The following is a 17,842-nucleotide window of genomic DNA, read 5'->3' on the forward strand; positions in this document are numbered from 1 at the left end:
GAAGGCAGGATGAGCACGGAAGCGATTCAAACCCGCCGCGACTGGCTGCTCAGCGAGCGGCCGGCGTCGCGCGTGCAGGCAAGGCTCGGCCGCGCCTACGTGGCCTGGCGGCGCTTCTCCGCCAACCGGCTGGCGTTTGCCGGCCTGCTCATCATCATCGCCCTACTGGTGGTCGCGGCCTTCGCCGATGTGCTGGCGCCCTATTCGCCGACATTCGGCGACCTCAAGGGCTCGCGGCTGCTGGCGCCGAGTGCCGCGCACTGGTTCGGCACCGACGATCTCGGCCGCGACATCTATTCGCGCATCATCTTCGGCTCGCGCTGGACACTGTACGTCGTCATTCTGGTTGCCATCATCGCCGCGCCCATCGGCTTGCTGGTCGGCACCGTCGCCGGCTATGCCGGCGGCTGGACCGATGCGATCCTGATGCGCATCACCGACATCTTTCTCGCCTTTCCGAAGCTGATCCTGGCGCTGGCCTTCGTCGCCGCGCTCGGCCCCGGCATCGAAAACGCCGTGCTCGCCATCGCCATCACCTCGTGGCCGCCCTATGCCCGCATTGCGCGCGCCGAAACGCTCACGGTGCGCAATTCGGACTACATCAAGGCGGTGCAGCTGATGGGCGCCTCGCCGTTCCGCATCGTGCTCCGCCACATCATGCCGCTCTGCATCTCCTCGCTGATCATCAGGGTGACGCTCGACATGGCCGGCATCATCCTGACCGCCGCCGGCCTCGGCTTCCTCGGCCTCGGCGCGCAGCCGCCGCTGCCGGAATGGGGCGCGATGATTGCGTCGGGCCGCCGCTTCGTGCTCGACCAGTGGTGGGTGGCGGGCGCGCCGGGCTTTGCCATCCTCATCGTCAGCCTCGGCTTCAACCTGCTCGGCGACGGCCTGCGCGACGCGCTCGATCCCCGAAGCGGTGACCAATGAGCACGCTTCTCGAAGTCGACGACCTGCGCGTTACCTTCCCGACGCGCACCGGCCTGATCGAGGCGGTGCGCGGCGTTTCCTTCTCGCTCGGCCGCGAGCGGCTCGGCATCGTCGGAGAGAGCGGATCGGGCAAATCGCAGACCGGCCGCGCCATCATGGGAGTGACCCCGCCGCAGGCCGAGGTGACCGCGAAGACGCTCGCTTTCGACGGCATCGACCTGCTGGCCGCCTCGCCGCGCGAGCGCCGGGCGCTGCGCGGCAAGCGTATCGCCATGATCCTGCAGGATCCGAAATATTCGCTGGACCCGGTGATGAGCATCGGCCGCCAGATCGTCGAGACGCTGCGCACGCATGAGAAGGTCTCCAAGGCCGAAGCCCGCGAGCGCGCGCTTGCCATGCTGGAGGCTGTGCAGATCCGCGATCCGGCCCGTGTCTTCGACCTGCATCCGCATGAGGTTTCCGGCGGCATGGGCCAGCGCGCCATGATCGCCATGATGCTGATCGCCGGGCCGGAGATGATGATCGCCGACGAGCCGACCTCGGCACTCGACGTCACCGTGCAGCTCGACGTGCTCGGCATCCTCGACAGGCTGGTCAGCGAGCGCGGCATGGGGCTGATCTTCATCTCGCACGATCTGCGCCTGGTCTCGTCCTTCTGCGATCGTGTCATCGTCATGTATGCCGGCAAGGTCGTCGAACAGCTCAAGGCCTCGGAGCTCGGCCGCGCCCAGCATCCCTATACGCGCGGCCTGCTCAACTGCATGCCCAAGATCGGCGCCGACCGCCACCCGTTGCCGGTGCTCGACCGCAAGCCGGAGTGGGCGGCATGACGGCAGCCCTTTCCGTCGACAGGCTGGAGGTGATGTTCGACCGCTTCCGCGCGCTGAAAGGCGTCAGCCTCGAGGTGCAATCCGGTGAATCGTTCGGCCTCGTCGGCGAATCCGGCTCCGGCAAGTCGACCCTTCTCAGGGCAATCGCCGGCCTGGCGCCGGCCGCATCAGGCACCATTACCGTCAACGGCAAAACGCTCGGCGCGCGCCGCGACAAGGCGTTTTATCGCGAGGTGCAGATGGTGTTCCAGGACCCGTACGGCTCGCTGCACCCACGCCAGACCGTCGACCGCCTGCTGCAGGAGCCACTCGCCATTCACGGCTTCGCTGACGGTGAAAAGCGCATCCAGCGGGCGCTGGACGAGGTCGGCCTGGGCACTGGATTCCGCTTCCGTTATTCGCATCAATTGTCGGGCGGACAGCGCCAGCGCGTGGCGATCGCGCGCGCCCTGATCCTCGAACCCTCGATCCTGCTGCTCGACGAACCCACCTCGGCGCTCGACGCTTCGGTGCAGGCCGAAGTGCTGAACCTGTTGGAGGAGATCCGGCGGCGCCGCAAGCTGACCTTCCTGATGGTCAGCCACGACCTCGCTATCATCACTCACATGTGCGAGCGGCTGATGGTGATGCAGAACGGCGAAGCGATGGAGAATCTGACGGCGGACGATCTTGTCGAACGCCGTGTCACCAAGGATTATACGCGCAATTTGCTGAGGGCCAGCGAGGGGTTTGTCAGGACGGCATGAGCGACGGGCGTTCGGTTGCTGACGCCGACCGGCAGGCCCAATCGCCCGGCGGCGGTGCCAACTTGAGGAAAAACTGAAATAAGCCCAGAAGAGTCTCAACAGCCATCAAACGAGAGCGGGCGCCGGCCCGGCGAGGGGTACGATGACAAATTCAGCCATTTCCGAACGCAAGAACCAGTCGATTTCCCGCGGCGTCGGCATGACCACTCAGATCTATGCCGATCGCGCCGAAAATTCGGAGATCTGGGACGTCGAAGGCCGCCGCTATATCGATTTCTCGTCCGGCATCGCTGTCGTCAACACCGGCCACCGTCACCCTAGGGTGATCGAAGCGGTCAAGGCGCAGCTCGACCGTTTCACCCACACCTGCTACCAGGTCGTGCCTTATGAGAGCTATATCAGGCTGGCAGAACGGCTGAACGGCATGCTCCCCGGCAAGTTCGACAAGAAGACGATTTTCGTCACCACCGGCGCCGAGGCGGTCGAGAACGCGATCAAGATCGCCCGCAATGCCACCGGCCGGCCGGCGGTCATCGCCTTTTCCGGCGGCTTTCACGGCCGCACCTTCATGGGCATGGCGCTGACCGGCAAGGTCGTGCCCTACAAGGTCGGCTTCGGCGCCATGCCGGCGGACGTCTTCCATGCGCCGTTCCCGGTGGCGCTGCACGGCGTCTCGGTCGCCGATTCGCTGGCCGCGCTTGACCGGCTGTTCAAGGCCGATGTCGATCCGGCCCGCGTCGCCGCCATCATCGTCGAGCCGGTGCAGGGTGAGGGCGGCTTCTACGAGGCGCCGCGCGACTTCATGACCGCATTGCGCAAGATCTGCGACCAGCACGGCATGCTGTTGATCGCCGACGAAGTGCAGACCGGCTTTGCCCGCACCGGCAAGATGTTTGCCATGGACCACCACGAGGTGGCGGCCGACATCACCACCATGGCCAAGAGCCTGGCCGGCGGCTTCCCGCTGGCGGCCGTCACCGGGCGTGCCGAGATCATGGATGCGCCGAGCCCCGGCGGGCTCGGCGGCACCTATGGCGGCAGCCCGATCGGCGTCGCCGCGGCGCATGCGGTGCTCGACGTCATCGATGAGGAGAAGCTCTGCGACCGCGCCAACACGCTAGGCAACCGTCTGAAGCAGCGCCTACAATCGATCCGCGACGAAGCGCCTGAGATTGTCGATATCCGAGGACCCGGCTTCATGAACGCGGTCGAGTTCAACGATGTGACGAAGGGGCTGCCGTCGTCGGAACTCGCCAATGCGGTGCGGCTGAAGGCGCTCGACAAGGGCCTGATCCTGCTGACCTGCGGCGTCTACGGCAACGTCATCCGCTTCCTCGCGCCGATCACCATCCAGGACGCCGTCATGAACGAAGCGCTCGACATCCTCGAAAGCTCGATCCGCGAAGTTCGCGCCGCCTGAGCTATCCGGCCGCTCTTGCAGGCTCTGCCTGCTGGAAGGCGGCGAGCGCCGCCTTCAGCCCGTCGGGCCCGGTCGCGACAATCTGCGGCGACGGCGAAAAGCCGGCGCCGAGCATCTTGCGGCCAAGCATATGGTCGCCGGGCCGGTTGACCGATTCGATGCCGAGCAGCCGGCTTGCGGCGTAGTGGTAGATCGAGAATTTGTTTTCGGCCACGTCGCCCAGCACGACATGGCTGTCGCCGCCCGCAATCAGGCCGACCATCTGCAGCTTCATGTCGCCGATATCGGACCAGAACCACGGCACCGCCGAGTAATTGTCGGCATGGCCGATGATGGTGCGCGCGGCGAGCCGCGCCTGGTCTGTGGCGTTCTGCACCGATTCCAGCCGCACATCGCCGCCGGTGAACCAGTGCCGGTAGGAGGCGGCGTCGCCGATGGCGAGGATTTCCGGCACCGACGTGCGCATCTGCTGGTCGACGCGGATGCCGTTCGCGATGGCAATACCGGCGGCTTCGGCCAATTCGACATTCGGCACGACGCCAATGCCGATGACGACCATCTGTGCCGGCAATCTCTCGCCGGACGAGGTGATTGCAGCCGAAACACGGCCGTTCTCGCCCTCCAGCCGTTCGATGGTGGTGCCGGTGAGGACGCGCACACCGGTGGCTTCCAGCCGCTTGCGCACATGGCCGGCGATGACCGGCGCCACGGCGCGGCCGAGCAGTCGGTCGATCGCCTCGACCACCGTGACCTTGCGGCCGGCGGCGGTGAGCGTCGCGGCAATCTCCAGGCCGATGAAGCCGCCGCCCAGGATGACGGCCTCCTCGCTTTGCGCGCTCAATTCGCGGATCAGGCGGGCATCGCCGAGCGAGCGCAGCGACACAACGCCGGAAAGCTCCGAACCCGGCAGCGGCAGCAGGCGCGGCCGCGCGCCGGTGGCGAGGACCAGCCGCTCGAACGGCAGCACGCCGCCGCCCGATATCTCCAGCCGGCGGCCGCCTACATCGAGGCGCTCGATCCGGAGGCCTGGCCGGTAGTCTATGGCGCTGCCGGTATAAAAAGCCTCGCCGCGCAACGGCTGCGGCTTTGCTTGCTGATCCTTGATGAAGGTCTTCGACAGCGGCGGCTTGTGGTAGGGCAATTCGTTTTCGTCGCCGATCAGGATCACCGGCCGGTCATAGCCCTCTTCGCGCAGGCTGGCAGCCGCTTGCACGCCCGCATGACCCGCACCGACAATGACAACCCCGTTCTTCATAACAGCCCGATTCCTCATCCAAATCTAGGACGTCCCGCCAGGTGGCGATTGTCCGGTGCCGCCGCAAGAGTGCCGATCCGGGTCGCACCCGGAACGGCCGCCTGTCAATCGCTTCATGCGGCGGCATTCCTGATAGATCGGTGTTAAAGTTGACAGTTCTAGTTTAGAATAATTCTAAACTATTGTTTCAATTGAATTTTTTCTACGCCACCAGTTGACATCCCGCGTCTTCGCCGTTTTATGGAAGCTCGCGCGTCAGCGCATCCCTTTGATGTCTGGGCCTTGAACCCTTTCGATTGGAGGCATTTCGGTGTCTTTCTTCCGCGAACCGCGCGATGGCGCGACCCTTCTTTGCCCGCTGGCAACTGCCCGCCGCGGCGCCGGCATTTCATTGATTCCCGAGGAGAGACAGTCATGAGAACGATGATCACGGCGCGGTATGGCGGCAGGCTTGCGGCGATCGGCGCCACCGCGATGCTCACGGCGGCGGTGTTCGTGCTGCCGGCCAAGGCGCAAACCGATGCTAAGGCGGTCATCAAGACCTATTCCGACATTGCGCTCGCCAAATACGAGGATTCGCTGATCACGGCCGAGGCGCTCGACAAGGCTGTCGATGCACTGCTCGCCAAGCCATCGGCCGAAACGCTGAACGCCGCCCGCGAGGCCTGGAAGGCATCGCGCGTTCCCTATCAGCAGACCGAGGTCTATCGCTTCGGCAATGCGATCGTCGATGACTGGGAAGGCAAGGTGAACTCCTGGCCGCTCGACGAGGGCTTGATCGACTATGTCGCCAAGGGCTACGGCACCGAGTCGGACGCCAACGCGCTCTATACCGCCAATGTGATCGCCAACAAGTCGATCGAGATCAACGGCAAGAAGGTCGACGCTACCAATCTGACGCCGGAGTTCCTCTCCGGCACCCTGCAGGAAGCCGGCGGCATCGAGGCCAATGTGGCGACCGGCTATCACGCCATCGAATTCCTGCTATGGGGCCAGGACCTGCACGGCACCGGTCCTGGCGCCGGCGAGCGGCCCTACACCGATTACGATCTTGCCAATTGCACCGGCGGCAATTGCGACCGTCGCGGGCAGTACCTGAAATCGGCGAGCGACCTTCTGGTTTCCGATCTCAAGGACATGGTCTACGACTGGAAGGAAGGCGGCGCCGCCCGCAAGAACCTTGTCGATGGCGAGCCGAACGCCGCCATTTCGACCATCTTCACCGGCATGGGCTCGCTGTCCTATGGCGAGCTCGCCGGCGAGCGGATGAAGCTCGGCCTCTTGCTGCACGATCCGGAAGAGGAGCACGATTGTTTCTCCGACAACACTTACAACTCCCATCTCAATGACGCCGTCGGCATCCGCGCCGCCTATCGCGGCAGCTACACGCGGCTTGACGGCACTGTCGTCGAGGGCCCGTCGGTGGCCGACATGGTCAAGGCGGCCGATCCGGCGATCGACAAGGAATTATCGGACAAACTGGATGTCACCGTCGCCAAGATGGAGGCCATCAAGGCGCGGGCGCTTGCCGGCGAGGCCTATGACCAGCAGATCGGAGAGGGCAACACGGAAGGCAATGCCACCGTGCAGGCGGCGATCGAGGCGCTGGTCGATCAGACCAAGTCGATCGAACGCGCCGTCGGTACCCTGAAGCTCAATGCCATAGCCTTCGAGGGCTCGGACAGCCTCGATTCACCGGACAAGGTGTTCCAGTAAACTATCGAAACCACCAGCCACGCGGTGCAATGAGCGCCGTCAGCCAGAGCGCCAAATGCTGATCTGCCATTGCAACATCATCACCGAAAAGGAGATAGAGCAGACGATCGTCGAACTGCTGGATGAGGACCCTTGGCAGCTTATCGTGCCGGCGAAGGTCTATCATGCCATGCACAAGCGCGGTCGCTGTTGCGGCTGCTTCCCAAATGTGGTCGAAACGATCATTCGGGTCACCGAAAATTACCACACCCGCTCGGCGGCGAGCGGCGTGGACATCGTTTCACACCTGGATCGCGTCAGAGGCCTGCGCGTCCAATACGGGAGCAGAACCCATGAAAGGCGAACAGCAGATCATAGAGCGGCTTAACGAGGCTCTGTTTCTGGAACTTGGAGCGGTCAATCAGTACTGGGTGCATTTCCGGCTGCTGGAAGACTGGGGATACGCCAAGCTGGCGAAGAAGGAACGCGCCGAATCGATCGAGGAAATGCACCATGCCGACCGGCTCGTGGCGCGCATCATTTTCCTCGAGGGCCATCCGAACCTGCAGTCCGTGGCGCCGTTGCGCATCGGGCAGAATGTCAAGGAAGTGCTCGAATCCGATCTTGCCGGCGAATATGACGCGCGCACTGCCTACAAGCGGTCGCGCGAGATCTGCAACGAGGCAGGCGACTACGTGACGATGAAGCTGTTCGAGGAATTGCTGACTGACGAGGAAGGTCACATCGACTTCCTCGAGACGCAACTCGATCTGCTGGCCTCGATCGGCGAGGAAAAATACGGCCAGCTCAACGCGGCATCGGCCGACGAGGCGGAATAAGGACATGCAGGAATGCGGCGCCCCCTAGATTTCATGCGCCGCTTGCGGCCGGCCGAGCATTGCGGCCTGCCGCCTCAGAAGAAACCGCGATACGGAATGGTTCGCGGCGCTTTTCTTGCCGTGGTGGCGACGCTCACAGCCTCGGCGCTGGCCGGAGCGCCGCAACCGGCGGGCCTTGCTACCAGCCGCACCGATCTGACGCCGAAGGATCTGGCGCGCGTCATCGCCATTACCAGGCCGACCAGCGATTTCTCCAAGCCCGAGCAATTCGAGCTAATGCAGGGCGGCGCCGGCACCTCGAAGAAGGACGTCAACAAGGACGCCTTCTCGCAATCCTCTGCCAACATCAGCTTCGAGGAAGAGGGCACCTTCAAGCTCGGCAACGCCATCTTCCGCAAGAACTGGGTGTCCTCGCCATCCTCGACACAGGCCTCGGATGGGCTCGGTCCGCTGTTCAATGAGCGCGCCTGCCAGAACTGTCATCTGAAGGACGGCCGCGGCCATCCGCCCCAAGGCGACAGCGGCACCACCTCGATGTTCCTGCGCCTGGCAAGGCAAGCCAGTACCGAGGAGGAGGAAGCCGCGCTCGCCGATCACAAGGTGCTCAACTTCCCCGACCCGGTCTATGGCACGCAATTGCAGGAATTGGCGGTACCCGGCCTGCAGGGCGAGGGCAGGATGCATGTCGACTATCAGGACGAGAAGGTGAAATTGGCGGATGGCAGCACGGTGTCGCTGCGCAAGCCGAGCTATTCGGTCGAGGGCCTCGCCTACGGGCCGCTCGACCCGCACACCACGCTGTCGCCGCGCATGACGCCGCCGATGATCGGCCTCGGCCTGGTCGAGCAGATCGCTCCTGCCGACATCCTTGCGCGTGCCGATGCGGCCGACCGCGATGGTGACGGGATTTCCGGCAGGCCCAACATAATACGTGACGGCAGCAGCGGTGAACTGACGCTCGGCCGTTTCGGCTGGAAGGCGCAGGCGGCATCGATCCGCCAGCAATCGGCGGACGCTTTTGCCGGTGATATCGGCATTTCGACGCCCGAGGTGCCGAAGCACTGGGGCGATTGCACCTCCGGAGAAAAGACCTGCCTTGCCCTGCCTAACGGCGTGCAGGAGCGCCTCGGTCCGGTCGAAGCGCCGCCGCCGATCATGGACCTCGTTACCTTCTATTCGCAAAACCTTGCCGTGCCGGCCCGGCGCGGTCTCGACAGACCGGACGTGCTCGCCGGCAAAAAACTGTTCTACGATATGGGCTGCATCTCCTGCCATACGCCGAAATTCGTCACCCGTCGCGGCACCCCGAATAAGGCGCAGGCCTTCCAGCTGATCTGGCCGTATTCCGATTTCCTGCTGCACGACATGGGACCAGGCCTTGCCGACGGGCAGGCGGTGGGCGAGGCCACGGGAAGCGAATGGCGCACGCCGCCGCTGTGGGGCATCGGGCTCACCCAGACCGTCAGCGGCAACACCTTCTTCCTGCATGACGGGCGCGCGCGCAGCCTGGCCGAGGCGATCCTGTGGCATGGCGGCGAGGGCCAGAAGGCGCGTGACCGCTTTGCCGCCGCTGATGCGGCCGATCGCGATGCGCTGATCAAATTTCTGGAGTCGCTCTGATGCCGAAGCGTCTTGCGCTTGCGCTCGCTCTGCTGGTCCTCAACGGTGCGCTGCCAGCATCCGCGGCGGTGAAGGCTTCGGATGTGATCCAGCGGGCGACCGACGGCTTCGTCCGCCCGGCCTATGCCAGGCTGCATGACCATGCGGACAGCTTGGCGAAGATCATGCACGCGCTTTGCCAGGCGCCCTCGCAAGACAATCTCGATGCGGCACGCGCCGAATTCTCGGGTGTCGTGGATGCCTGGTCGGTGGTGGAAATCATCCGTTTCGGGCCGATCTCCGAAAACAACCGGCTTGAGCGCATGCTGTTTTGGCCGGACCGCAAGAGCATCGGCCTGAAGCAGGTGCAGGCAGCACTTGCCGGCAAGGATCCGACAGCCGCCGATCCGGCCCAGCTGGCGACAAAGAGCGTCGCCATGCAAGGGCTCGGCGCACTGGAATTCGTGCTCCATGGTGACGGCGCCGATCAATTGGCCGGCAGGGACGCCGCCTATCGCTGCGCCTACGGTGCGGCCATTGCCGGCAATATCGAGGCAATCGCCGGCGAGGTCAGCGATGCCTGGACCAAGCCCGACGGTTTTGCCGCGCTCTGGGCCAATCCGGGTCCGCAGAACGCGCTCTATCACGGCGGCACCGAAGCGGTGACCGAACTGGTCGGCGTCTTCATCAACGAGCTGAAAATGGTGCGCGACGTGCGCCTGAAAGGCTTCCTGGGCGCCAAGCCGGAGGCCGACAAACCGAAACAGGCGATCTATTGGCGCTCGCAAAACACCGCCCGCTCGCTGACCGGGAACCTGGCGGGCATGGACGCGCTGTTCCAGGCCTCGCAGCTTGGCGACGCGCTGCCGCCCGATGCGCGCTGGATGGCGGAATCGGTTCACATCCAGCTCACCAACGGGATCGAGGCGGCCAAGGCGATCAGGGGTCCGATCGACAAGGCACTTGCCGATCCGGCGCTGCGCCGCAAGCTCGATTATTTCTCGCTGGTGACATCCAGCCTGACGACCCTGATCGGAACCAGGCTGACCGCCGAATTTGGCCTGACCGCCGGGTTCTCGTCACTGGACGGCGACTGATCATGAGGACGCCGCTGATCGATCGGCGCGATTTCCTGAGGGCCGCAGGCGCTGGTTTCGTAGCGGCGATGGCGCCGTCGGCCTGGGCAAAGACACTCGACGCCGACGCGGTCTTCGCCACCGCTTTCGTCAAGCGCGACGGCAGCTATGGCGCGGCCGTCCTGTCCGAGGCCGGCAAGTTGTTGCACACGATCGATCTGCCCGATCGGGGCCACGACGTTACTTTCGACCCGGTGTCGAAGCGGTCGGTGGTGTTTGCCAGGCAGCCGGGGACCTTTGCTGTCGTCTTCGACCATACCGGCCGCGATGAACCGCAGACCATTGCCAGCGTTGCCGGCCGACATTTTTTCGGCCATGGCGTGTTCTCGGCCGACGGCACGCTGCTCTACGCCACCGAGAACGATTTCGACAATGCCGCCGGCGTGGTCGGCGTCTATGACGCGCATGCGAAATTCAAGCGCATCGGCGAGTTCCCGACCTACGGCATGGGCCCACACGAGCTTTTGCTGCTTTCCAATGGCAGGACGATTGCTGTGGCTAATGGCGGCATCGAGACGCATCCGGATTATGGCCGCGCAGAGCTCAATATCGCAACGATGAAGCCGTCCTATGTTCTGGTCGACCGCCTTACCGGCGATCTCACCGAAAAGCACGAATTGCCGCCGGCGCTGCACCAACTGTCGATCCGCCATATGGATGCCGACCGGTCCGGCACCGTCTGGTTCGGCTGTCAATACAGGGGGCCGGGTACCGATCGTCCCCCGCTGGTCGGCCGCGCGCCGCGCGGCAAGGACTTGCAATTGCTCGACATGTCGCAAGACGTGCTCTCCGGCTTCAGGAACTATATCGGCTCGGTCGCCGCCAACCCTGCCGCCGGCACCATCGCCGTGTCTTCGCCTGAAGGGAATTCGCTTGCCGTGATCGACACCGCCAGCAGCCGCATCGTCGCTACCAAGGCGCTGGTCGAGGTCTGTGGCGTGGCGCCCGATGGGAAAAGCTTCATGGCGACGACGGGCGCCGGCGAAATTGTCGAGGGCGGTGGCACGATCCGTTCCGAGCCGGACTATGTCTGGGACAATCACGTGCTGCGTATCGAGCAGATCGGCTAATCCTGGCAACGGTTTGTGGCAGTTGCGTTCGTCGAAACTTACCTTCTTGGACCCACACTCCAAGCAAGTCGCCTGAAGATTTGTGGATATTCCCCTTGCGGGGATCAGCCCTGGCGGGCAGAGGGAGGCTGCTTTCGAAACTGTCTCAACCGGGCGCTTCATGAAGTTGCTTGCCATCGACTGTGCCGCCAATCTCTGCGCCGCCTGCGTCTACGACGCGGCGGCCGGGAAAGAACTCGGCCGTTCGGTGCTCGATCTCGGCAAGGGTCATGCCGAGCATCTGATGGGTGTCATCGAAGGGGCGTTGAAGGCGGCCGGAACGGACTTTACCGGCCTCGGCGCCATTGCCGTTGCGACCGGTCCGGGCTCCTTCACCGGTCTGCGCGTCGGCGTCTCGGCGGCGCGCGGCCTTGCGCTGGCGCTGAAAATCCCCGCGATCGGCGTGACGACTCTGGAGGCGTTGGCCGCAGAGGCCGCAGCGATATTTCCCCGCCGCGCCGTGCTCGCCGCGCTCGATGCAGGCCGCGAGGAGATCCATGCGGCGCTTTACGATGAGAGGTCGGTTCTGATCTATGGTCCGGCTGTGACCACGCTCTCGCAAGCCGCAGCCATGGCGACCGACATCTCTCCGGTTCTGGCGGGCACGGCGGCAACCCAAATTGCCGCGGCGGCCGGACGCAGCTTCGATCTCGGCGGGACGGCGGCCACCGCCGACATCGCCGTCTATGCCCATCGGGCCGCAGCCAAGGGCGAGGGCGAAAAGCCGAAACCGCTCTATCTGCGCGGCGCCGACGCCAAGCCGCAGGCCGGCTTTGTTTTATCGAGGCAAAAAAACTGATGCGCATTCCGTTCCTCCAGCCGCGCCGCAGGGACTATGCGCTCGAGCCGCTGACAATTGCCGACAGCGCGGCCATGTCGGTGCTGCATCGCGAGGATTTCGCGCGGCCGTGGACCGACGACGAATTCGCCGCACTGCTCGAGCAGGACACCGTGTTCGGCTATGCCGCGCGCGAGACCGGACAGGGCGCCAAGCCGCCGGTCGGCTTCGTGCTGGCGCGGCTGGCGGCCGGCGAGGGGGAGGTCCTGACGGTCGCGGTGGCACGCTCGCATCGGCGCCGGGGGCTCGGCTGGCAATTGATGGATGCGGTGCTGCGCGAATTGCACGCACAGCGCGCCGAGGCACTTTTCCTCGAGGTCGACGAGACCAACGTCGCTGCGATCGCGCTCTATCGGCGGCTTGGCTTCCGCGAGGTCGGCAAGCGCGCCAACTATTACAAATCGCCGGAACACGGCCCGACCGGCGCGCTTGTCATGCGCCGTGATCTTCGCTAGCCAAACGCCGGGGTGGTGCGGATGATCGGAAAAATCAGGATTTTCCTGGCGCTGGGGCTGGTTGTCGTCGGCTCATTGGTGCTTGTGCCGCTGCAGGTCCTGTCGATGAGGACCGGGCTCTGGCGCGAGACCTTCATCCTGAAGATCTGGCACAGGATGATCGTCAGGGCGCTGGGGCTGCGCATCCATGTCAAGGGGGCGCTGTCCGGCCAGCGCCCATTGCTGATTGCCGCCAACCACATCTCCTGGACCGACATCATGGTACTGGGGTCGATGGTCGACGTGACGTTCATCGCCAGGGCCGACATGGCCGGCTGGCCGTTGATCGGCATGCTGTCGAAGCTGCAGCGCACTGTCTTCATCGAACGTGACCGCAAACGTTCGTCGGGCGACCAGGCGAGCGAGATCGCCGGCCGCATGGCTAAGGGCGACGCCATGGTGCTGTTTGCCGAAGGCTCGACCGGCGACGGCAACATGATCCTGCCGTTCAAGAGTACGCTGTTCGGCGCCGCTACAATGGCGATTGCGGAAGGGGCGGCCGAACAGGTCTTCATCCAGCCGGTGGCGATCGTCTATACGCGCCTGCATGGCGTGCCGCTCGGCCGCCGGCATCGGCCGGTTGCCGCCTGGATCGGCGATGAAGAGCTGATGCCGCATCTGAAGGTGCTGATGGCCGAGGGCGCCCTCGACGTCGAGGTGCATTTTGGCGAGGCGATTGCTTTCTCCAAGGGCTCCAGCCGCAAGGAAACGGCAAAGCAGATGGAACGCCAGGTGCGCGAGATGGTACAAGCGGCTCTCGCCGAACCGCGCCCAAGCCGGTAAGCCGCGCAGGTTCCGGCCAGATTCGTCTGTTTTTTGTCAGGGAAAGGCGCTAGAAGCCGCGAAATGGAATTGAACACGATAGAACGCGACGACATCGGCGCTGCCGCCGAAAACCTAGTCGTTCTGCCTGCCGCGACCAGAAAGGTCTTCGTCAAGACCTATGGCTGCCAGATGAACGTCTACGATTCGCAGCGCATGACCGATGCGCTGGCGGCCGACGGCTATGCCGCGACAGACGCTATCGGCGAGGCCGATCTGGTGCTGCTCAACACCTGCCACATCCGCGAGAAAGCGGCGGAAAAAGTCTATTCGGAACTTGGGCGCATCCGTGAGTTGAAGGCGGAACGTGCTAAGGCCGGGCGCGAAATGCTGGTCGGCGTCGCCGGCTGCGTGGCGCAGGCCGAGGGTGCCGAGATCATCCGCCGCTCGCCGGCCGTCGATCTGGTCATCGGCCCGCAGACCTACCACCGGCTGCCCGGTGTGCTGGCGAGGGCGCGGAGCGGCGAAAAGATCGTCGAGACCGACTATGCCGTCGAGGACAAGTTCGAGCATCTGCCGCAGCCGAAGCGCGCCGAACTGATCAGGCGCGGCGTGACGGCGTTCTTGACCGTTCAGGAAGGCTGCGACAAGTTCTGCACCTTCTGTGTCGTGCCCTACACACGCGGCTCGGAAGTCTCGCGGCCGGTGGCACAGATCGTCGCCGAGGCCGAGCGCCTGGCGGATGCCGGCGTGCGCGAGGTGACGCTGCTCGGCCAGAACGTCAATGCCTGGCATGGAAGAGGTGAAAACGGCGCAGAATGGGGCCTTGGCCGGCTGCTGTTCAGGCTGGCCGAGATTCCGGGCCTGGCGCGTCTGCGCTACACAACCAGTCATCCGCGCGACATGGACGATGAATTGATCGCCGCCCATCGTGATTTGCCTACGCTGATGCCCTATCTACATTTACCGGTGCAATCCGGCTCCGACCGCATACTCAAGGCGATGAACCGCAGACATATGGCCAAGGACTATCTGACGTTGATCGACCGCATCCGTGCCGCACGGAACGACATTGCGCTGTCGGGCGATTTTATCGTCGGCTTTCCCGGCGAGACGGAAGCCGATTTCGAGGCGACCATGCAGTTGGTCCAAGACGTCAACTATGCCTCGGCCTTTTCGTTCAAATATTCGCTGCGCCCCGGCACGCCGGGCGCCGAGATGAGTGATCACGTGCCGGAGGCCGTCAAGGACGAGCGCCTGCAGCGGCTGCAGGCGCTACTGCTGAAACAGCAGCAGGATTTCGGCGCAAGCCTGATCGGCAGGACCATCGACACGCTGATCGAAAAGCCGGGCCGCCAGGCCGGTCAGAAGGTTGGCCGCTCGCCCTGGCTGCAGCCGGTTATTGTTGATGAAATGGCCGGCGAAATCGGTGACATTATCCAGGTACGAATCACGAAGACGGGCTACAACAGCCTGTTCGCCGAATTGGCCTGAAGGTCTCGGCAGATGAGGAGAGACGGTTGAGCGCTGCTGAAGTGAAGAACCTGCCCCAGAACCTACCCTCGGGGGCCTCGGATATGGCGCACATCGTACTGACTTTCGACAACAACAAGCTTGCCAGCGCCCTTTACGGCCAATTCGACGAGAATCTGGCCAGACTCGAGCAGAAGCTCGGCGTCGACATCCGCTCGCGCGGCAATCAATTGACCATCAAAGGCTCTTCCTCGGCGGCCGAGCAGGCACGCCGCGCCTTGGACAATCTTTACGGAATTCTGCAGAAAGGCACCGATATCGGCCAGTCCGATGTCGACGGCGCTGTGCGCATGGCGATCGCCGCCGACGACCAACTGACGCTGCCGACACTGGAGCGCAAGGGCAAGGTGTCTGCCGCCCAGATATCGACACGCAAGAAGACGATCTATGCCCGCTCGCTGAACCAGGACGCCTATATGCGCGCGCTGGAGCGGTCGGAACTCGTCTTCGGCATCGGCCCGGCCGGCACCGGAAAGACCTATCTGGCGGTGGCGCATGCGGCAATGCTGCTCGAACGCGGCATGGTCGAACGCATCGTGCTGTCGCGCCCCGCGGTCGAGGCCGGCGAACGGCTTGGCTTTCTGCCGGGTGACATGAAGGAGAAGGTCGATCCTTATCTGCGGCCGCTCTATGACGCGCTCTACGACATGATGCCGGCCGACAAGGTCGAGCGGGCGATTGCCGCCGAGGTCATCGAGATCGCGCCGCTGGCGTTCATGCGCGGCCGTACGCTGGCGCACGCTGCCGTCATCCTCGACGAGGCGCAGAACACCACGCCCATGCAGATGAAGATGTTCCTGACCCGGCTCGGCGAGAACTCGCGCATGATCGTCACCGGCGATCCGACCCAGATCGATCTGCCGCCAAACACCAAGTCCGGCCTGGTCGAGGCGCTGAGAATCCTCGACGGCGTCACCGGCATGGTGACGGTCCGCTTCAACGAAGGCGACGTCGTCAGGCATCCGCTGGTCGCCGAGATCGTCAAGGCCTACGACCGCGACGGCAAGCTGGCCAGGGGCTTGGGTGTCGAAGGCTGATATGATTATGCGGCCGCATGGCTGAGGAGCAAAAGGCGGGGGGGCCGCTTCCCGTCGAGATCGATATCGCGATCGAGGCCGGAGATTGGCCCGCCGAGACGACGCTGACGCGGCTGGTCGACCATGCCGTCTCGGCCGCCTTTGCCGAAACCGGTGCGGACGGGCGTTCCGAGCTCAGCATCCTCTTTTCCGACGATGCCCATATCCGCACGCTCAATGCCGGCTGGCGCGGCAAGGACAAGCCGACCAACGTCCTGTCTTTTCCGGCTTTTCCGTTTGCCCGGGGCGGGCCGCTGCCGCCGATGCTCGGCGACATCGTGCTGGCCGCCGAGACGGTCGCGCGCGAGGCGGCACTGGAAGACAAGCCGGTCGAGGACCATATCTCCCATCTCGTTATCCATGGCCTGCTGCATTTGCTGGGCTACGATCACGAAACCGACGCCGAAGCGGAACTGATGGAAGCGACAGAGCGCGCAGCACTTGCGAGGCTTGCCATTCCCGATCCCTACACGTAATTACAAAAGATCAATTGACCGGACGATGATGAACGACAAACCAGAGACTGCCGCCCGCCCCGATGCCGGCAGTGCGATCAAGCCTTCCGAAACGACGGAAGAGGGCTCGAGTCCGAGTACCACGACCGGCAGCTTCGCCAGCGAGGCATCGCCTGCCGGTCCTTCCCTGTTCGATCGCGTGCTCGGGCTTTTCAGGCACCGCAACGGCACCAGCCTGCGCGAGGAGATTGCCGGTGCGCTTGCCGAAACGGCGAGCGATGCGGAATCCTTCTCGCCCGGCGAACGCGCCATGCTCAACAATATCCTGCGTCTGCGCGAAGTGCGCGTCGAGGACGTCATGGTGCCGCGCGCCGACATCGAGGCGGTCGAGATCACCACGAAGCTGGGTGATCTTCTGGGGCTCTTCGAACAGTCCGGCCATTCCCGCATGCCGGTCTATTCGGAGACGCTCGACGACCCGCGCGGCATGGTCCATATCCGCGACGTGCTGGCGCACATCACCAAGGTCGCCCGCGTCCGAAAGGGCAGGACGACCAGGAAAACCGCGGTCGCAACGGTTCTCGATCTCGCCCAGGTCGATCTGGCGCGCACCATCGGCGATCTCAACCTGATCCGACCGGTGCTGTTCGTGCCGCCGTCGATGCTCGCCTCCGACCTGATGGGGCGGATGCAGACGACACGGACCCAGATGGCGCTGGTCATCGACGAATATGGCGGCACCGACGGTCTCGTCTCGCTCGAGGATATCGTCGAGATGGTGGTCGGCGACATCGAGGACGAGCACGACGACGACGAGCCGATGATCACCCAGGCCGGCGAAGGCGTCTTCATCGTCGACGGCAAGGCCGAGATCGACGATGTCGCCAAGATGATCGGCGAGGATTTCGCCGCCGGCGAGCACGGCGAATATGTCGACACGATCGGCGGCATGATCTTCAACACGCTTGGCCGGGTGCCGGCGCGCGGCGAAGTGGTGCAGGCCATACCCGGCTTCGAGTTCCATGTGCTCGACGCCGACCCACGCCGCGTCAAGCGCGTGCGCATAGTCGAAACCCTGAAGGGCGAGCGCCGCCGCCGCGCCGCCCGCACCGAGCAGGCTTGAAG

Annotated in this window: 18 protein-coding genes; 17 read left to right on the forward strand and 1 reads right to left on the reverse strand. The window is 64.3% G+C overall.

Annotation, left to right across the window (positions count from 1 at the left end):
* Positions 1–9: 9 nt before the first annotated feature.
* The 4 genes from nikC (at position 10) to NKH05_RS17340 (ending at position 3,926) form a co-directional block, all read left to right on the forward strand.
* On the forward strand, positions 10–930 hold the full coding sequence (gene nikC, locus NKH05_RS17325) for a nickel transporter permease (protein WP_292653972.1): 921 nt from the start codon (positions 10–12) through the stop codon (positions 928–930).
* Complete coding sequence (locus tag NKH05_RS17330) at positions 927–1,760, forward strand: ABC transporter ATP-binding protein (RefSeq protein WP_352483250.1); 834 nt, start codon at positions 927–929, stop codon at positions 1,758–1,760. Before nikC ends, NKH05_RS17330 begins: the two co-directional genes overlap by 4 nt.
* Positions 1,757–2,506, forward strand: a complete 750-nt coding sequence (locus NKH05_RS17335; protein WP_352483249.1) for an ABC transporter ATP-binding protein — start codon at positions 1,757–1,759, stop codon at positions 2,504–2,506. The genes NKH05_RS17330 and NKH05_RS17335 overlap by 4 nt, the downstream gene beginning before the upstream one ends.
* Positions 2,507–2,648: 142 nt before the next feature.
* Positions 2,649–3,926 (forward strand): 4-aminobutyrate--2-oxoglutarate transaminase, encoded by a 1,278-nt coding sequence (locus tag NKH05_RS17340; protein ID WP_352483248.1) that lies wholly within the window; start codon positions 2,649–2,651, stop codon positions 3,924–3,926.
* Position 3,927: 1 nt separating this feature from the next.
* Here the strand turns inward: NKH05_RS17340 and NKH05_RS17345 are convergent, their stop codons facing one another.
* Positions 3,928–5,181: an NAD(P)/FAD-dependent oxidoreductase gene (locus NKH05_RS17345; protein WP_352918025.1), complete on the reverse strand. Its 1,254-nt coding sequence runs from the start codon at positions 5,179–5,181 to the stop codon at positions 3,928–3,930.
* Positions 5,182–5,604: 423 nt separating this feature from the next.
* Here NKH05_RS17345 and NKH05_RS17350 point away from each other — a divergent pair, with 423 nt between their 5' ends.
* The 13 genes from NKH05_RS17350 to NKH05_RS17410 all read left to right on the forward strand — a co-directional run bounded on the left by NKH05_RS17350 (position 5,605) and on the right by NKH05_RS17410 (position 17,840).
* Complete coding sequence (locus tag NKH05_RS17350; RefSeq protein WP_502900363.1) at positions 5,605–6,897, forward strand: imelysin family protein; 1,293 nt, start codon at positions 5,605–5,607, stop codon at positions 6,895–6,897.
* Between the two features lie 55 nt (positions 6,898–6,952).
* The gene (locus tag NKH05_RS17355) at positions 6,953–7,264 is read left to right on the forward strand and encodes a (2Fe-2S)-binding protein (RefSeq protein WP_084642720.1); all 312 of its coding nucleotides are present in this window, start codon (positions 6,953–6,955) and stop codon (positions 7,262–7,264) included.
* On the forward strand, positions 7,230–7,715 hold the full coding sequence (gene bfr / locus NKH05_RS17360; RefSeq protein ID WP_023719581.1) for a bacterioferritin: 486 nt from the start codon (positions 7,230–7,232) through the stop codon (positions 7,713–7,715). Before NKH05_RS17355 ends, bfr begins: the two co-directional genes overlap by 35 nt.
* A gap of 96 nt (positions 7,716–7,811) precedes the next feature.
* Positions 7,812–9,335, forward strand: coding sequence for a di-heme oxidoreductase family protein (locus NKH05_RS17365; protein ID WP_502897175.1), 1,524 nt, complete (start codon positions 7,812–7,814; stop codon positions 9,333–9,335).
* Positions 9,335–10,411, forward strand: coding sequence for an imelysin family protein (locus NKH05_RS17370; RefSeq protein ID WP_023719579.1), 1,077 nt, complete (start codon positions 9,335–9,337; stop codon positions 10,409–10,411). The genes NKH05_RS17365 and NKH05_RS17370 overlap by 1 nt, the downstream gene beginning before the upstream one ends.
* A 2-nt stretch (positions 10,412–10,413) precedes the next feature.
* Positions 10,414–11,520: a DUF1513 domain-containing protein gene (locus tag NKH05_RS17375; protein ID WP_023719578.1), complete on the forward strand. Its 1,107-nt coding sequence runs from the start codon at positions 10,414–10,416 to the stop codon at positions 11,518–11,520.
* Between the two features lie 160 nt (positions 11,521–11,680).
* Entirely contained in the window at positions 11,681–12,358 is a 678-nt protein-coding gene (gene tsaB, locus NKH05_RS17380) for a tRNA (adenosine(37)-N6)-threonylcarbamoyltransferase complex dimerization subunit type 1 TsaB (protein ID WP_023719577.1), read from the forward strand.
* Positions 12,358–12,852, forward strand: coding sequence for a ribosomal protein S18-alanine N-acetyltransferase (gene rimI / locus NKH05_RS17385; RefSeq protein WP_023719576.1), 495 nt, complete (start codon positions 12,358–12,360; stop codon positions 12,850–12,852). Before tsaB ends, rimI begins: the two co-directional genes overlap by 1 nt.
* A gap of 21 nt (positions 12,853–12,873) precedes the next feature.
* Positions 12,874–13,674, forward strand: a complete 801-nt coding sequence (gene olsA / locus NKH05_RS17390; protein ID WP_353025801.1) for a lyso-ornithine lipid O-acyltransferase — start codon at positions 12,874–12,876, stop codon at positions 13,672–13,674.
* 63 nt (positions 13,675–13,737) lie between these two features.
* Entirely contained in the window at positions 13,738–15,147 is a 1,410-nt protein-coding gene (gene miaB, locus NKH05_RS17395; RefSeq protein WP_352549156.1) for a tRNA (N6-isopentenyl adenosine(37)-C2)-methylthiotransferase MiaB, read from the forward strand.
* Positions 15,148–15,230: 83 nt separating this feature from the next.
* Positions 15,231–16,223 (forward strand): PhoH family protein, encoded by a 993-nt coding sequence (locus NKH05_RS17400; protein ID WP_023719573.1) that lies wholly within the window; start codon positions 15,231–15,233, stop codon positions 16,221–16,223.
* A 17-nt stretch (positions 16,224–16,240) separates the two neighbouring features.
* Positions 16,241–16,738 carry an rRNA maturation RNase YbeY gene (gene ybeY / locus NKH05_RS17405; RefSeq protein ID WP_352483242.1) on the forward strand — a complete coding sequence of 166 codons (498 nt, stop codon included), beginning with the start codon at positions 16,241–16,243 and terminating at the stop codon, positions 16,736–16,738.
* Between the two features lie 28 nt (positions 16,739–16,766).
* On the forward strand, positions 16,767–17,840 hold the full coding sequence (locus tag NKH05_RS17410; RefSeq protein WP_352483241.1) for a hemolysin family protein: 1,074 nt from the start codon (positions 16,767–16,769) through the stop codon (positions 17,838–17,840).
* Positions 17,841–17,842 lie beyond the last annotated feature (2 nt).

The organism is Mesorhizobium sp. M1399 (assembly GCF_040317735.1).
Taxonomy (GTDB): domain Bacteria; phylum Pseudomonadota; class Alphaproteobacteria; order Rhizobiales; family Rhizobiaceae; genus Mesorhizobium.

Bases quoted from the DNA above. Each gene is read 5' to 3' on its own strand.
- NKH05_RS17350 (WP_502900363.1), top strand. From the start codon at position 5,605: ATGATCACGGCGCGGTATGGCGGCAGGCTTGCGGCGATCGGCGCCACC.
- NKH05_RS17400 (WP_023719573.1), top strand. From the start codon at position 15,231: ATGGCGCACATCGTACTGACTTTCGACAACAACAAGCTTGCCAGCGCC.
- nikC (WP_292653972.1), top strand. From the start codon at position 10: ATGAGCACGGAAGCGATTCAAACCCGCCGCGACTGGCTGCTCAGCGAG.
- NKH05_RS17365 (WP_502897175.1), top strand. From the start codon at position 7,812: ATGGTTCGCGGCGCTTTTCTTGCCGTGGTGGCGACGCTCACAGCCTCG.
- miaB (WP_352549156.1), top strand. From the start codon at position 13,738: ATGGAATTGAACACGATAGAACGCGACGACATCGGCGCTGCCGCCGAA.
- rimI (WP_023719576.1), top strand. From the start codon at position 12,358: ATGCGCATTCCGTTCCTCCAGCCGCGCCGCAGGGACTATGCGCTCGAG.
- NKH05_RS17355 (WP_084642720.1), top strand. From the start codon at position 6,953: ATGCTGATCTGCCATTGCAACATCATCACCGAAAAGGAGATAGAGCAG.
- tsaB (WP_023719577.1), top strand. From the start codon at position 11,681: ATGAAGTTGCTTGCCATCGACTGTGCCGCCAATCTCTGCGCCGCCTGC.
- NKH05_RS17335 (WP_352483249.1), top strand. From the start codon at position 1,757: ATGACGGCAGCCCTTTCCGTCGACAGGCTGGAGGTGATGTTCGACCGC.
- bfr (WP_023719581.1), top strand. From the start codon at position 7,230: ATGAAAGGCGAACAGCAGATCATAGAGCGGCTTAACGAGGCTCTGTTT.
- NKH05_RS17340 (WP_352483248.1), top strand. From the start codon at position 2,649: ATGACAAATTCAGCCATTTCCGAACGCAAGAACCAGTCGATTTCCCGC.
- NKH05_RS17375 (WP_023719578.1), top strand. From the start codon at position 10,414: ATGAGGACGCCGCTGATCGATCGGCGCGATTTCCTGAGGGCCGCAGGC.
- NKH05_RS17330 (WP_352483250.1), top strand. From the start codon at position 927: ATGAGCACGCTTCTCGAAGTCGACGACCTGCGCGTTACCTTCCCGACG.
- NKH05_RS17410 (WP_352483241.1), top strand. From the start codon at position 16,767: ATGAACGACAAACCAGAGACTGCCGCCCGCCCCGATGCCGGCAGTGCG.
- olsA (WP_353025801.1), top strand. From the start codon at position 12,874: ATGATCGGAAAAATCAGGATTTTCCTGGCGCTGGGGCTGGTTGTCGTC.
- NKH05_RS17370 (WP_023719579.1), top strand. From the start codon at position 9,335: ATGCCGAAGCGTCTTGCGCTTGCGCTCGCTCTGCTGGTCCTCAACGGT.
- ybeY (WP_352483242.1), top strand. From the start codon at position 16,241: ATGGCTGAGGAGCAAAAGGCGGGGGGGCCGCTTCCCGTCGAGATCGAT.
- NKH05_RS17345 (WP_352918025.1), bottom strand. From the start codon at position 5,181: ATGAAGAACGGGGTTGTCATTGTCGGTGCGGGTCATGCGGGCGTGCAA.